Consider the following 12210-nt stretch of genomic DNA (forward strand, 5'->3'; position numbering starts at 1 on the left):
CATAGTGCTCGCACGGTCAGTCCCTGAGCGCTTTGCCGGTCAAATGCAGGAAAACCGATTCGAGGTCCGGACGTGTCACGGATACCGATGCCAGGGTCATTCCTGATCGGGCTGCGGTAGTTACTATGCCTGCGAGGAGAGCTGCACCGTCCGTGACGGTGAGTATCAGTTCGGTTCCTCCGGAATCAGTGACGCGGTGAACACCGTCGAGCGACGTCAGTGCTTGAGCTGCTGCCGTGGTCCGGCCGGTCCCCACGAGGCTGATACGGTCCACTCCGCCGGTGAGCGTAATGAGCTCGTCCCTGGTTCCTTCAGCCTGGACCTGGCCTTGGTCCAAGATGGCAATCCTGTCACATAGGCGCTCTGCTTCTTCCATGTAATGGGTGGTGTAGAGGACCGCGGTGCCCTCCGTTGAGAGGTTTCCCACCGCTTCAAGAATTGAGTTGCGTGACTGTGGGTCAACTCCCACCGTCGGTTCGTCAAGGATCAGCAGACCGGGGCGGTGGAGCAAACCGATACCAATATTCAGACGACGCTTCATGCCACCGGAGTACTTTTTGGTTTGTTCGCCGGCACGCTCAGTCAGGCCAAGGAGATCCAAAACCGTGTCCACTCTGGAGGACAACTCCTTACGGCCAAGACCCTGGAGCCGGCCGAAGAAATTCAGGTTCTCGCGTGCCGTCAGATCCGGATAGATAGCGAGCTCTTGGGGGACCAGCCCCAGGTTGCGTTTCGCGGCGACACTCCCTGGGTCCATCCTGATACCGGCCACATCAACTGATCCGGAATCGGCAGGGATCAGACCGGCAACCATGTTGATGATGGTGGTCTTCCCGGCACCGTTCGGGCCAAGGAGGCCGTAAGTCTCACCGGGGCCGATGGCGAAGGAGACGTCGTCGACGGCGGTCAGGTCACCGAATTTCTTGACGAGCCGGTCTGCTGACAAGACTGTTCCGGTGCGAGGCGGTGCCACCTGATTCTTCAAGGGCGCACCGCGCTATTCCAAGCCGGTCCGTGGTGCGTCGTTGAGTGGAGTTTGAAGCGACATCGGCGCTGAAAGGTCGAATCGTCTCCCGGTTACCGAGGCCGGAACAATTCTGAAGACTTGGTCCTGTCCCACTCCCTGCCATGGGAAAAGGGCCCGCCTGGTCTCATCAAGTCGAGGACCATCGGCCCCTGCATCCTCAGCTGTGCCTTTCACCACCACACTCCACGCAATTCCGAATTCGGCACTGACGGAGTCTGCCTCCATGGCTACCACGGCGTCATCCTCCATGGCCCACTGCTTGGTTCCCGGTCCGGTCCTGAAAACCACCGTGTTGTTGTCTACGGCGAAGTTCACGGGAAAGATATCCGGGTGGCCGTCGACGATCACAGAAAGCCGCCCGACGTTGGCCTCACTTAGGAGTCTCCAACAATCGTCCCATTCAAGTACTTCTGCCTCAGGCACTAGGTTTTTGTCCGTCATGGGGAGATCCTAGGCCCGGCGCCAGGCCCCCAACAGGGCACAAAGGCCCGAGTGATCCCGGAACGTCTGCGGCCGTCCTCGCGGCGGTTATTAGCGAAAGCCGCACAGCGAACACCGCCTTGGCTGCAAAACCGCGACGGCGACCACTCGCCGTCGTGCGTTTCCTCGCGACGCCGGTGCTACCGCGGCGATGCGGCCGCCAATCACGGCAGGTCGGCCCTTCCGTCAGCATTCGTGGGCTGCATTGGCTCCGGATCGTAGGCACCTTGGTCCAGGCGGAAGGGCGGATACTCGTCGCGCAGGAGGGCTCCGTAGATGAGCACACGGTAGACCCAGCGGTTGATGCCCATGGTAAGGCCGAACAGGGGGCGCGGATAGCTGCCGGTGAACAGCAGGATTACCAAGGCGATGAGCACCAGCAGACTCAGCAAGGACAGTCCTCCGCCGCGATCATTGATCACGCCGGCGGGGCCGTCCTCGGTCCTCCAAGCCCACGTCCCCGTTCCCGTGAACGCCCCCACGATCAGTAGGTGCGGTATGAGCAGCAACCAGGACTTGACAAGTACCAGGCCCCGGGAGAGGCGCGCCGGATAATCCACCTCCAAATTCGCCGGGTAGTTCGTCCTGGAGAGGCTGAACGGGGGATAGCGATCGATTCCACCTACGCCGTAGGCATAGAAGGCCACACGCCAGTTCCATCGGAGGACGCCGACGTTGAAGCGAAAGAGGGATAGCGGGTAGCGGCCCGTGAAGAGGATGGCGAACCAGGCAATGATGCTGGTGACAGCGAACGCGAACCAAAGGAAAAACAGCACAAAGAAATGGGGGATGGCGAGGAACCATTTCACCAGCCACATCCATGGAGACAGGGCGGAGTCCAACTGTCCGGTGAAATGAAGCGGTGAGTTCATGGCGCTCGCCGGTGCAGAGTCTGGTGCTGCCGCAGATGTCGACGGGGGCTTCCCCGGCAAGCCTCCGCTACGGCCCAGACCTACGGCGCCCAACACCAACAGCGGCACGCCGGTCAGGATGGCCAGGACTCCGGCGATCAGCAAGCCCAGTGCTGCGGGTTTGATGAGGTCGGAGCGGAAGCCGGCTTGCAGGTCCGCGGCGACCCCGGCGCTGGCGTCAGCGTTCATCACCACCACCGTCCAATTTCCGGGGGCTATATTCCACGTGAGCTCTTGCTCACCCGGGCCGGAAGCTGATGCTGCCCAGAACTGCTGGGCGCCGGGCGCTGCGGGAGCGGATGATCCTGGGACATCCCTGTAAACAGGCCGGAAGGGCTGGAATTTCACGTCACGCAATTCGGTGTGGTGTACCTCTGCAAGGTACGCGTCCACCTCGGTTTGGGGTGCAATGCCGATGAACACTTGGCGGCCGGGGTCGGTCGCGGTGGCCCGGAGCCTGAGCGTTCCGACGTCAAAGGGAAGCCTTTGGGGCGTACCCTCGCCCACGGCATCGAGTTGGGGGGAGACCAATGCTCGGGACGAAACCGTGTACCGCTCTGTTGGGGAGGTGAAGAAGGCTCCGTCGTCTTGGGAAGTAGCGAGCCATGCCGCCGGTCGCCTGGAGCTGCCGGGATGGACATCTGCCCAATAGTCACTCAAGAGCCCTTTTCGGGGGAGTGAACCACCAAAACAGGGCAGTGCGCGTGCGCAACGCAAGCCGAACTGACCGAGCCCAGCAGAAGTCCCCCAAAACCACCGTGACCGCGCCTGCCTACTACAAGAAGCGACGCATGCTTGCTGCCTTCAACCAGCCCGGCACGGGGTGAACTTTGAACAAGTCGGGAACTGACGTTCCGGGGCTTTTCAGCACCAAACGCCTCCAACACTGCCTTGTTGAGTCGATCCTCCGCATCATGGGCGAATCCATCAATTCCCAGCGCAAGATATCCTTCGTATCCCAGCGGCATCTCCCAGCAACCCCACGCTTCAAGCGGTGCGTCAAGAGCCAGGGCAATGCGCTGTCCTTGGCGTAGCGCTTCCACCGAGGCTTGGGATCCGTCGACGCCTACAATGATCTTGCTCGGGTCAAGCCAGCTTGCCATCACGCGCTCCTCTGGCTTCCATGGGCTTTGGCAACTGCCAGGAGTTCTTTACCCCACGCCCTTGCCCGGGACGTCTCTCCATCAAGCAGGGGCCCTTCGGTTCCCTTGACGTAGAAGGCCATTGGTTTGGCAATAATGCTGGCTCCGGCGTCATGCAGGGTTTTGGTGATCTTCTTGGCCGCATCCCCATGGATGAACAACTTGACCCTCGTATCAAAGCCGACAGCAACCACTCCTGAGAGTCCATGTTTACCAAGACGGGATAGAGCCTCGGTGGTCTTCTGGGTTGGGCGCCACCCGTTGATGGGGCTTCCCACCACCAAAAGGTCCTCTGATGAGATATCTTCGGGTCGAAGCTGTCCGACGGGCAACACTTTCGCGTTGAGTGAGCTGAGGCCTGCTGCAATGGCCTCAGCAATCGCCTTGGTGTTGCCAAAGCCGGAATCGTAAACGACCAGTGCTTTCATGACTGTTCCTTGTTCTTCTCGTGGGTGTGTGTTCGGGGGCGGGGCTTCCCGTGAAGAGGGCGGTCACCTATGAAAACGGTCGCCCAGTACGTTCCTGCACCCATGACAAGGAAGCCCAGCACTCCCAGTGCCAGACTGCCCACTGGGTAACTCACCAGCAGCAGTCCGAGCCCGGCAAGCGCAGCGAGGAAGCCTCGCTTTATGCCCTTCCATCGGCGTCGGTTCAGATCATCCACGCTCATCAGTGCTGCCAGCCTGGGGTCCTCCTCCTGAAGGGCCTGCGATATTTTCTGTAGTTCGAGCCGCTCGAACTCCGAAAGTGCCATGGTGTGCCTCCTGCTTTCCCTCCCAGCATGTGTGGTGCCGGAATCAGGAAACAGGGCCGAAAGTCACTCCGGATTTCGGGACCTAAGACTTTGCCCGGGAGTATCGGTCCGAATTATCGGCGACTGGGCGAGACCATTGTTCAGGGCACCACCAGCCCGGACAAATACCGAGTGTTTAAACCTTTACTGGAGTCCGGCAGGGAGATGTTCTTGTATCCACAGGAGTCCCTTAGACTCGGCAAAGAAGTACTCTCGCTTGGCACAAGGGAGGCATGACCTGTGGGCGCAGACCAACCGTGGAGGTCCCCACTGAAGGGGCGTGTAAATACGCTCCTTAGCGAATTCGTGGAGCGGGCCGACGAATTGCTTCATGCCCAGGAGCAAATGAACACTTTGCTTGATGCGGTCATGTCCATGGCGGACAAACTGAGCTTGGAAGCCGTTTTGGACCGGGTGGTCACGTCAGCCTGCACCCTGGTGGATGCGAGATATGGTGCCTTGGGTGTCATCGGTGAGGATCAGCAACTTAGTCACTTCGTCACTGTGGGGATTGACGACGAAGGCATCAGGTCAATTGGTGATCTGCCAACTGGTCACGGCGTGTTGGGCCACTTGATCCGGGAACCGCTGCCCTTACGGCTCCACGACCTTGGCCAGCATCCGATGGCGAGTGGATTCCCCAGGAACCATCCCCCCATGAAAAGTTTCCTCGGCGTACCCATCCGGGTCCGCGACGTCGTCTTTGGCAACCTGTATTTGACGGAAAAGAAGGACGGGCTGGATTTCACCGCTGCCGATGAAGAGTTGGCTGTAGCCTTGGCGGCGGCCGCCGGGGTTGCCATCCAGAACGCCCGGCTGTTCGACGAGAGCCACCGCAGGCAACGGTGGCTCGAGGCCGGTGTGGAGTTAGGTAGCCTGCTGATCACAAACGAGTTCGACGACGGCGCCAGTCACCTTGATCTCGTGGCCGAAGCGGCCCTTCGGGCGTCGGAATCCATTCTTGCTGTCGTTGCGGTCCCAGCGTCAGACGGAAGAGTGCTGTGCCGGTCGGCGATCGGGGTACAGGGCCTCTACGCCGGGCAGGAGCTCACCGGTTCGCAGATCGTGTTATCCGTTATCGAAACCGGCGAATCCCTTGTGGTGAAGGACCCTCATCACGTTCTGGGCGTTGACTTGACGGAGAAGCTGGGCCCTGTGCTTGTGTCGGCTTTGGGTCATCGTGGAACGGACAATGGAGCCCTCCTGTTGGCCCGCGGTACCGGGGCTCCCGCATACACCCGTTCGGATGTTGATTCCAGCGCGCTTTTCGGCAGCAGAATAGGGTTGGCCTTGGATCTTGTCCGTGCGAGCGCCCTTCGGCAACAAAGCGTGGTGCTCTCGGACCGGGAACGCATTGCGCGCGATTTGCACGACTTGGTGATTCAACGCTTGTTTGCTGCGGGTTTGGGCATTCAGAACCTCAGGCGATTCATGGATGATCCGGCGGCGTTGGAGCGGATGGCGGCCCTGACCGAAGAACTGGACGAGACGATCCGCACGCTGAGGTCGACCATCGAACAACTCCGATCCGCAGATAAGGCTGGCTGAGGTCCGCGCCACTGTGACCTTCGGCCCTGTTCCCCGGTAGCCGTTCACGCCATTCTGGCAAGACTGCACGTCATAAGTTCAGGAACGCCAGAGCGCGGTAACACCAGAGAGTGCCGGAGGACATCATGGTAGGGAACACATCGCCAGGCAGGGTAGTTGTAGGTGTGGATGGATCGGAGGCATCCATTGAGGCGCTCCGCGAGGCTCAGCGCCTTGCCGTCCCGCTGGGGGCGACCGTTGAGGCCGTTGCGTATTGGGATTTCCCGCCGGTTTTCGAAGGCTACGTTGCCATGGGGATCACCGGTTTTGAGGAAGCGGCCGGACAAGTCCTGAACGAGTCAGTCGAAAAGGCATTCGGCATTGACGTGCCTGACAACGTCATTTCGCATCTGGAACAGGGCCATCCACGGCAAGGACTGATCAAAGCAAGCCGCGGAGCAGAGTTGGTAGTCGTCGGCAGGCGCGGCCATGGCGGCTTCGGCGGTCTACTGATGGGATCGGTCAGTTCGGCCTGCGTCGCACACGCACAATGCCCGGTTCTTGTGGTGCACACCCCCGAAAAGGAATGATGAATGAGTGCTTAACACGAAAGTGCGGGCTTGCCCGAGGGCTGGCAAGTCCGCACTTTCAGTGCCCCGGGTTCGGGGTGTGATGGTTCTTTCAGTCGGAGTGCTTGACGGGGCTGATGCGCGCGATAATCGTGGGACACGGCAATTTGGTGAGAACCGCATGCGCCGTCGAACCCAACAAGAGGCGTTTGAAGGCGCCCCGTCCGCGGCTGCCAACCACCAGCAATTGTGCAGTGGCCCCGGCCGCGAGCAGTGCTTCCGCGGGCCGTGTGTGGGTGTCGAGGACCTGGTGCACCACCAAATCCGGGTACTTGTCTGCCAATCCGGCGACGGTTTCGGCCAGTACAACGCGCTCCTCTTCCGTGATGACCTCAAAGTAGTTGGTGCGGGGTACACCGCGGGTAACCCACGGTTCCGGCGTGAGGAAGGCATGGAGAACAGTCAGCTCCTGGCCCTGACGGTCGGCCTCCGCCGCAGCGAACGCGACGGCCTGGGTGGACTCTTCAGAACCGTCCACTCCGACCACAATTCCTTTGCGGTTTGTCATGTCGTGCTCACCGATGACTGCAACGGGACAACGCGCCACGGCAGCAACCTGCAAGGCGCGATCGGTCAGGGAACCGCCAGCCCAGCCATGGCCTGAACCAATGACCACCATGGCGGCCTTTTTGGACCTCTTGCCCAAAGCGTAACCGGCACCACCTGAGACGAGGTCGGTGGTGACCTTGACGGTGGGTTCCATCTTGGCGGCCCGGTCCTTGGCGGCTGCAAGAAAGTTGATGCCGGATTCCCGGATCCATTCGTTGTACCCCACAGAATCGTACGCCCAGCGGTCATCCACGGCGTGGACAAGCTGAACCGGCAGCTTCAAGGTGGCTGCTCGATGCATGGCCCATCCCATGGCAGCCTCGCTGCTGGGTGAATCGTTGACACCTACGACAATTGCTTCATTCATGGCTGGGCCCGTTCTTCGTTGACGAGTTCCCCGGACCTTTGCCGGGGCCTTGTTGCCAGTTTGTACCGGGTTCATAGGACCGGTTAGGGCCGGAAGTCCTTATTCCGGTGTGGCGATGGAGACGGTCTCTTGATATTCCGGGACACGGGCCTTCCACCCCAATTCATATTTGATGCGGAGGCGAAGGGCTTCAGATGCATCCGGCTCTCCATGGGTGATGTACGTCATTCGTGGGGCTTGCGCGGCTGAATGCATCCATCGGAGGATGGCATCGGAATCGGCGTGTGCGCTGAAACCTTCCAATTGGACCACCTCGGCCCTGATCTTGACGTCCTGCCCATAGACCCTCAGTTCACGCGAACCTGCCGCCAGCGCTGCACCCCTGGTGCCGGCGGCCTGGTAACCGCTCAGGACAATCGCATTGTTGGGGTCATTGCCGTACGCCTCGATGTGATGCAGAATCCGTCCACCCGTCAACATCCCGCTTGCGGAGATGATGATCATGGGGCCACCCCTGAGGTTCAGGAGCTTGGAATCGTCCGCCGTCCGGGTCATGACGGCCACCCCGTACATATCCTTGAATTCATCAGGGCGCAGGCGGTGTTCGTCCGGATGCTTCTGGTACATATAGGAAGCGTCTATGGCCATGGGACTGTTCAGATAGACGGGAATGTCCGGTATGGCACCTTTTCTGCGAAGCCTTGCCAACTGAAGCATGAGTGTTTCGGCCCGGCCAACGGCGAATGCCGCTACCAGAATCACTCCTCCCCGCTTGGCCACCCGGGAAACCACCTCGCCGAGTTCAGCTTCCGGGCTGCTGGCTGGATGCGTCCTGTTGCCGTACGTGGACTCCGTCACCAACACGTCGGCTGCCTCCAGCTGCCGGGGAGGATACATGAGGGGGTCATCGTCGCGGCCCAGATCGCCGGTGAAATGAAGGGAGTTGCCGCCCACCCGGATCTGAAGCTGGGCTGCTCCCAAAATGTGGCCGGCGGGTACGAACGTGGCCTCGACGCCGCCGCCGAGGTCGAGGGGCTCATCGAACGCAACGGGGTGGAAGCTGTTGAGCGACTTCACGGCATCGGCCGCTGTATAGAGGGGCAAAGCAGGGGTGTGGATAGAGGACCCACGGTGATCGGCGTACCTGGACTCTTCTTCCTGCAGGTGTCCGCTGTCGGGCAACAGGAGTTTGCACAGTTCATTCGTCCCGTGAGTGGCGTAGACAGGACCTCTGAAACCATCCTTCACCAGCTTGGGAACATAGCCCGTATGGTCCAGATGGGCGTGCGTCAGCAGGACGGCATCAATGGAGGCAGGGGATACTGGGAAGGGCTGCCGGTTCCGCAGGCGCAGCCGTTTGTAGCCCTGGAAGAGCCCGCAGTCCACAAGGATTCGAGTTCCGTGGATGTCCACAAGGTAGCGCGAGCCGGTAACGGTGTCCGTTGCGCCAAGAAAGCGGAGCGTAGAGGGGTTTTTGGTGCTCATGACGATGCTTCATCCTTAAGGCAGGGCACGGCTGGCTCCTTCTTGATGTCCGACGTTGCACTTTTAGCCGAGTGCTTCTGCGGGCTTGTTCTTCCAGCGTCGGCACATTGGACCGTTCTGGACAGGGCCAAAAGTCACGTGCTGATGAAGGGTCCTTGGACCCTTGTGGCCAAGGCGCCCGTCAGCAAGAATTTGGCAGAGCCGCCCGCACAGGCCCGGAGTATGCGGTCACCGACCGTCGGACAGGAGAGTCATGGATCGCCGAGAAACATCCGGCCACAGGACCGATTCCCCAGGAGAACCAATCCGCGTGTTCATACTCGACGACCACGAATTGGTTCGTCGGGGGCTCCAAGAACTCTTGGAAGGTGAAGGCTTCGTGGTGGTCGGCATGTCCGGGTCCGCCGAGGAAGCGACGCGCCGGATTCCTGCGTTGCACCCGGACGTCGCTGTGCTGGACGCACGGTTGCCCGACGGGACGGGAATTGAGGTATGCCGTGACGTGCGTTCAGTTGACCCTTCGCTGAACTGTCTCATACTCACCAGCTACGACGACGAACAAGCCCTCCGCGGCGCCGTCCTTGCCGGTGCCGCCGGGTACGTCCTGAAAGAAATCGGCGGAATGGATTTGCTTGGCGCCCTGCGCAAGGCTGCCAGGGGCGAGTCGCTGTTCGATGAGGCCGTCAAGACGAGGATCATTCAGGGCCTCACGGAGCCGAAGAAACAGGATCCCCGAGTCTCGTCCCTCACACCACAGGAGCGCCGGGTCCTCGAGTTCGTTGGGCAAGGTATGACCAACCGCCAGATCGGAGAGGAAATGCTCCTGGCAGAGAAGACGGTCAAGAACTACGTCTCATCCCTCTTGGCCAAACTCGGGTTCGAACGCCGAACCCAGGCGGCGGTTTTCATGGCTCATTCTTCCGAAGAGGATGCCGGGAACCGGCACTGAGGATCAGGACAGCGGGACCGACCATGTTAGCGACGTCCCCTTGCCTGGTGCGCTGGTGACGCTATAAGTGCCATTCATTTCCGCCGCCCTGCGCGCCTGGTTCGTTAGGCCGTTCCCCGGCGCCGGATCCTTAAAACCGCATCCATCGTCCGCCACTTCAAGTGTCAGCCGGCCTTCGTGGACCGCCACGGAAATATTGACGGACGTGGCTCCTGAATGACGCGCCGCATTGCTGAGGCTCTCTGTGAGAACGGCCAGCAGGTGTTTTATGGTGGTTTCGTCGGTGAGGGAGTCAACGGGGCCGGCCAAGGTCAGATGCGGCGCGTAGGGCAAGGATTTGGCGCCGGCTTGAATCGACTGAAGGATGCGGCCGCTCAACGGCTCGCGCTCGTGGGTACTGGCCTGAAGCGAATAAATGGTGTTGCGGAGATCGCGGATGCTGGTGTCCAGCTCTTCGGTGACGGAGTCGATCCTGTTCAGAGCAGACTCGCCAGTGGTAAAACGCCGAAGGCTCTGAATACTCAACCCCGCGGCGAAAAGCCTTTGGATCACCAAGTCATGGAGGTCCCGGGCGATCCTGTCGCGGTCCGAGAACACCACTACTTGTTCCCGGAGCCTGTGAATCCGTTCGAGTGCCAGCGCGAGTGCCACATGCGAACCGAAGACCGCACCCATCTCCACATCCGTCTTGGAAAAATTTCCTGTACCAGGATCACGTGCCAGGATCAAAAGCCCATGATGGGCTCCTTGGGCGGTGAGGTCGATGATGAGGAGCTTGGCTGGCCCTGCATGCCCGGCAATACCAAGGAGTTCCGTGGAGTCATCGAGGCAGAGCGGCTTCCCTTCTCGTCCCACTTCATGGACTCCGGCGGCATTCATTGGCAGTGATTTGCCAGCGAAATCATCTCCGCGTTCCCCTGCCGTGCCCGCGACTTCATACGCGCCTCCCGGAGAGGACGGGACCAGTATCAAGGCCAGATGGGATGCCGATTCCCGCAAAGCCCTGGCAGCGATCAAGTTCAGCGCTGAATTCTCGGCCCGGTCCACCTGGTCACCACCGAGCATTCTCCCTGTGACGTCCATGCATGCTTCGAGCCAGGACGTCCGCCGTCGGGCGTCTTCATACAGCCGGGCGTTCTCGATTGCCACACCGGCCGCCGCTGCCAACGCCACGGCAAGGTCCTCGTCCTCCGGCGTGAAGTCCCCGCCACCGTCCTTCTCCGTCAGATAGAGGTTGCCGAACACCACGTCTCTCACCCGTACAGGAACTCCGAGGAATGACTTCATGGGCGGGTGGTGTTGGGGAAATCCGTAGGCCTTCGGGTGTTGGCACAGATCGTGGAGGCGAAGCGGCACAGGCTCGGTGATGAGTAGGCCGAGCACACCGTGTCCGGTGGGGAGGGGGCCGATCCGGGTGGCCTGCTCGCTGTCTATCCCGACGGTGATGAAATGGCTGAGCGCGTTGTCCTCACCAATGACGCCCAAGGCCCCATAGCGGGCGTGAAGCAAGTGGCAGGCGGAGGTCACCACACGGTCGAGCACGGCCTCGAGGCTTAAGTCCTCCGCGACGGCCACAACTGCTTCGAGCAGACCCCGCGTTCTTTCCTGTGCCTGTAGAAGCTCCCCGGCGCGCCCAACGAAGTCCTTCAAAAGGTCTTCAATCGGAATCCGCGATTCAAGCTTCGGCTTGCGGGGCTCAGGAGTTTCGGATGGGTTCACCAGTACCTTTCGACGAACGTACGAGATCCTGCCTCGGGGCCGCAGGGCTCCTTTGATGCCAGACTACTCTGGCGCCTCTGAAGCGGCTACGGCGCATGTGGGCCTTTGTGCCCTGTTGTCCCGGCGTCACCAGACCTACGGTCTAACCATGACGAACAAACCCACGGTTCCGGAAGCTGAGATCCTGGACAACAGGCAGTGTTGGGAGCTGCTGCGCAGCGTCTCAGTGGGCCGCCTCGCAGTTTGGGCGCACGACCACCCCGACATCTTTCCCATCAACTACAAAGCAGACCACGGCACGCTGGTCTTCCGCACTGGCGAGGGGAGTAAGCTCCACGCCGCCCTCAGCGCCACGCCTGTAGCACTGGAAGCGGACGGAGTCGACCCGAACACGGGCGTCGCCTGGAGCGTCGTGGTCAAGGGAAAAGCAGAGAGCATCAAGCTGACCCAGGAAGTGCTGGACACTGTCGGTCTGTTGCTTTTCCCATGGCAGGCCGGGCGAAAAGACCATTTTGTCCGAATCGTTCCCACCTCGTTGACCGGACGCCGCTTCAAGGTGACCCCGCCGCTGACGTGGTGGAGTCCGCTCGACGACGCCACCAGGGCGGGTTTGGAATGAAAACCGGGTTTGG

Annotated in this window: 13 protein-coding genes; 4 read left to right on the forward strand and 9 right to left on the reverse strand. The window is 60.7% G+C overall.

The genetic code is table 11. The annotated features are described in order from the left end of the window. Positions 1-16: 16 nt before the first annotated feature. The 6 genes from MOD31_RS03170 to MOD31_RS03195 all read right to left on the reverse strand — a co-directional run bounded on the left by MOD31_RS03170 (position 17) and on the right by MOD31_RS03195 (position 4314). Complete coding sequence (locus tag MOD31_RS03170; protein WP_142939398.1) at positions 17-973, reverse strand: ABC transporter ATP-binding protein; 957 nt, start codon at positions 971-973, stop codon at positions 17-19. 24 nt (positions 974-997) lie between these two features. Further along, positions 998-1468: a pyridoxamine 5'-phosphate oxidase family protein gene (locus MOD31_RS03175; protein ID WP_250819827.1), complete on the reverse strand. Its 471-nt coding sequence runs from the start codon at positions 1466-1468 to the stop codon at positions 998-1000. A gap of 203 nt (positions 1469-1671) precedes the next feature. Next, complete coding sequence (locus MOD31_RS03180) at positions 1672-3078, reverse strand: DUF4389 domain-containing protein (protein ID WP_250819828.1); 1407 nt, start codon at positions 3076-3078, stop codon at positions 1672-1674. Next, on the reverse strand, positions 3075-3521 hold the full coding sequence (locus tag MOD31_RS03185; protein ID WP_142939395.1) for a universal stress protein: 447 nt from the start codon (positions 3519-3521) through the stop codon (positions 3075-3077). The genes MOD31_RS03180 and MOD31_RS03185 overlap by 4 nt, the downstream gene beginning before the upstream one ends. Continuing rightward, complete coding sequence (locus tag MOD31_RS03190; RefSeq protein ID WP_250819829.1) at positions 3521-3988, reverse strand: flavodoxin domain-containing protein; 468 nt, start codon at positions 3986-3988, stop codon at positions 3521-3523. The genes MOD31_RS03185 and MOD31_RS03190 overlap by 1 nt, the downstream gene beginning before the upstream one ends. Beyond that, entirely contained in the window at positions 3985-4314 is a 330-nt protein-coding gene (locus MOD31_RS03195; RefSeq protein WP_250819830.1) for a DUF3040 domain-containing protein, read from the reverse strand. The genes MOD31_RS03190 and MOD31_RS03195 overlap by 4 nt, the downstream gene beginning before the upstream one ends. Before the next feature lie 384 nt (positions 4315-4698). On the opposite strand from MOD31_RS03195, the gene MOD31_RS03200 reads away from it, so the two are divergent. Together MOD31_RS03200 and MOD31_RS03205 are read left to right on the forward strand one after the other, a co-directional pair. Then, positions 4699-5901 carry a GAF domain-containing protein gene (locus MOD31_RS03200; RefSeq protein WP_308196346.1) on the forward strand — a complete coding sequence of 401 codons (1203 nt, stop codon included), beginning with the start codon at positions 4699-4701 and terminating at the stop codon, positions 5899-5901. A gap of 125 nt (positions 5902-6026) precedes the next feature. Further along, a complete protein-coding gene (locus MOD31_RS03205; RefSeq protein WP_166842063.1) occupies positions 6027-6470 on the forward strand; it encodes a universal stress protein in 444 nt (147 codons plus the stop codon). Positions 6471-6561: 91 nt separating this feature from the next. Here the strand turns inward: MOD31_RS03205 and MOD31_RS03210 are convergent, their stop codons facing one another. Next, positions 6562-7425, reverse strand: coding sequence for a universal stress protein (locus MOD31_RS03210; RefSeq protein ID WP_166842064.1), 864 nt, complete (start codon positions 7423-7425; stop codon positions 6562-6564). A gap of 99 nt (positions 7426-7524) precedes the next feature. After that, positions 7525-8910, reverse strand: coding sequence for an MBL fold metallo-hydrolase RNA specificity domain-containing protein (locus MOD31_RS03215; protein ID WP_250819831.1), 1386 nt, complete (start codon positions 8908-8910; stop codon positions 7525-7527). 253 nt (positions 8911-9163) lie between these two features. Here MOD31_RS03215 and MOD31_RS03220 point away from each other — a divergent pair, with 253 nt between their 5' ends. Next, positions 9164-9859: a response regulator transcription factor gene (locus MOD31_RS03220; protein ID WP_142939388.1), complete on the forward strand. Its 696-nt coding sequence runs from the start codon at positions 9164-9166 to the stop codon at positions 9857-9859. A gap of 3 nt (positions 9860-9862) precedes the next feature. Here MOD31_RS03220 and MOD31_RS03225 read toward each other — a convergent pair whose 3' ends face one another. Continuing rightward, the gene (locus tag MOD31_RS03225; protein WP_250819832.1) at positions 9863-11578 is read right to left on the reverse strand and encodes a GAF domain-containing sensor histidine kinase; all 1716 of its coding nucleotides are present in this window, start codon (positions 11576-11578) and stop codon (positions 9863-9865) included. Positions 11579-11726: 148 nt separating this feature from the next. On the opposite strand from MOD31_RS03225, the gene MOD31_RS03230 reads away from it, so the two are divergent. After that, positions 11727-12197 (forward strand): pyridoxamine 5'-phosphate oxidase family protein, encoded by a 471-nt coding sequence (locus tag MOD31_RS03230; protein ID WP_250819833.1) that lies wholly within the window; start codon positions 11727-11729, stop codon positions 12195-12197. The last annotated feature ends 13 nt before the right edge of the window (positions 12198-12210 follow it).

It is taken from the genome of Paenarthrobacter sp. TYUT067 (assembly GCF_023656375.1).
GTDB lineage: Bacteria > Actinomycetota > Actinomycetes > Actinomycetales > Micrococcaceae > Arthrobacter.

Bases quoted from the DNA above. Each gene is read 5' to 3' on its own strand.
- MOD31_RS03215 (WP_250819831.1), bottom strand. From the start codon at position 8,910: ATGAGCACCAAAAACCCCTCTACGCTCCGCTTTCTTGGCGCAACGGAC.
- MOD31_RS03175 (WP_250819827.1), bottom strand. From the start codon at position 1,468: ATGACGGACAAAAACCTAGTGCCTGAGGCAGAAGTACTTGAATGGGAC.
- MOD31_RS03210 (WP_166842064.1), bottom strand. From the start codon at position 7,425: ATGAATGAAGCAATTGTCGTAGGTGTCAACGATTCACCCAGCAGCGAG.
- MOD31_RS03200 (WP_308196346.1), top strand. From the start codon at position 4,699: ATGAACACTTTGCTTGATGCGGTCATGTCCATGGCGGACAAACTGAGC.
- MOD31_RS03220 (WP_142939388.1), top strand. From the start codon at position 9,164: ATGGATCGCCGAGAAACATCCGGCCACAGGACCGATTCCCCAGGAGAA.
- MOD31_RS03190 (WP_250819829.1), bottom strand. From the start codon at position 3,988: ATGAAAGCACTGGTCGTTTACGATTCCGGCTTTGGCAACACCAAGGCG.
- MOD31_RS03205 (WP_166842063.1), top strand. From the start codon at position 6,027: ATGGTAGGGAACACATCGCCAGGCAGGGTAGTTGTAGGTGTGGATGGA.
- MOD31_RS03185 (WP_142939395.1), bottom strand. From the start codon at position 3,521: ATGGCAAGCTGGCTTGACCCGAGCAAGATCATTGTAGGCGTCGACGGA.
- MOD31_RS03195 (WP_250819830.1), bottom strand. From the start codon at position 4,314: ATGGCACTTTCGGAGTTCGAGCGGCTCGAACTACAGAAAATATCGCAG.
- MOD31_RS03230 (WP_250819833.1), top strand. From the start codon at position 11,727: ATGACGAACAAACCCACGGTTCCGGAAGCTGAGATCCTGGACAACAGG.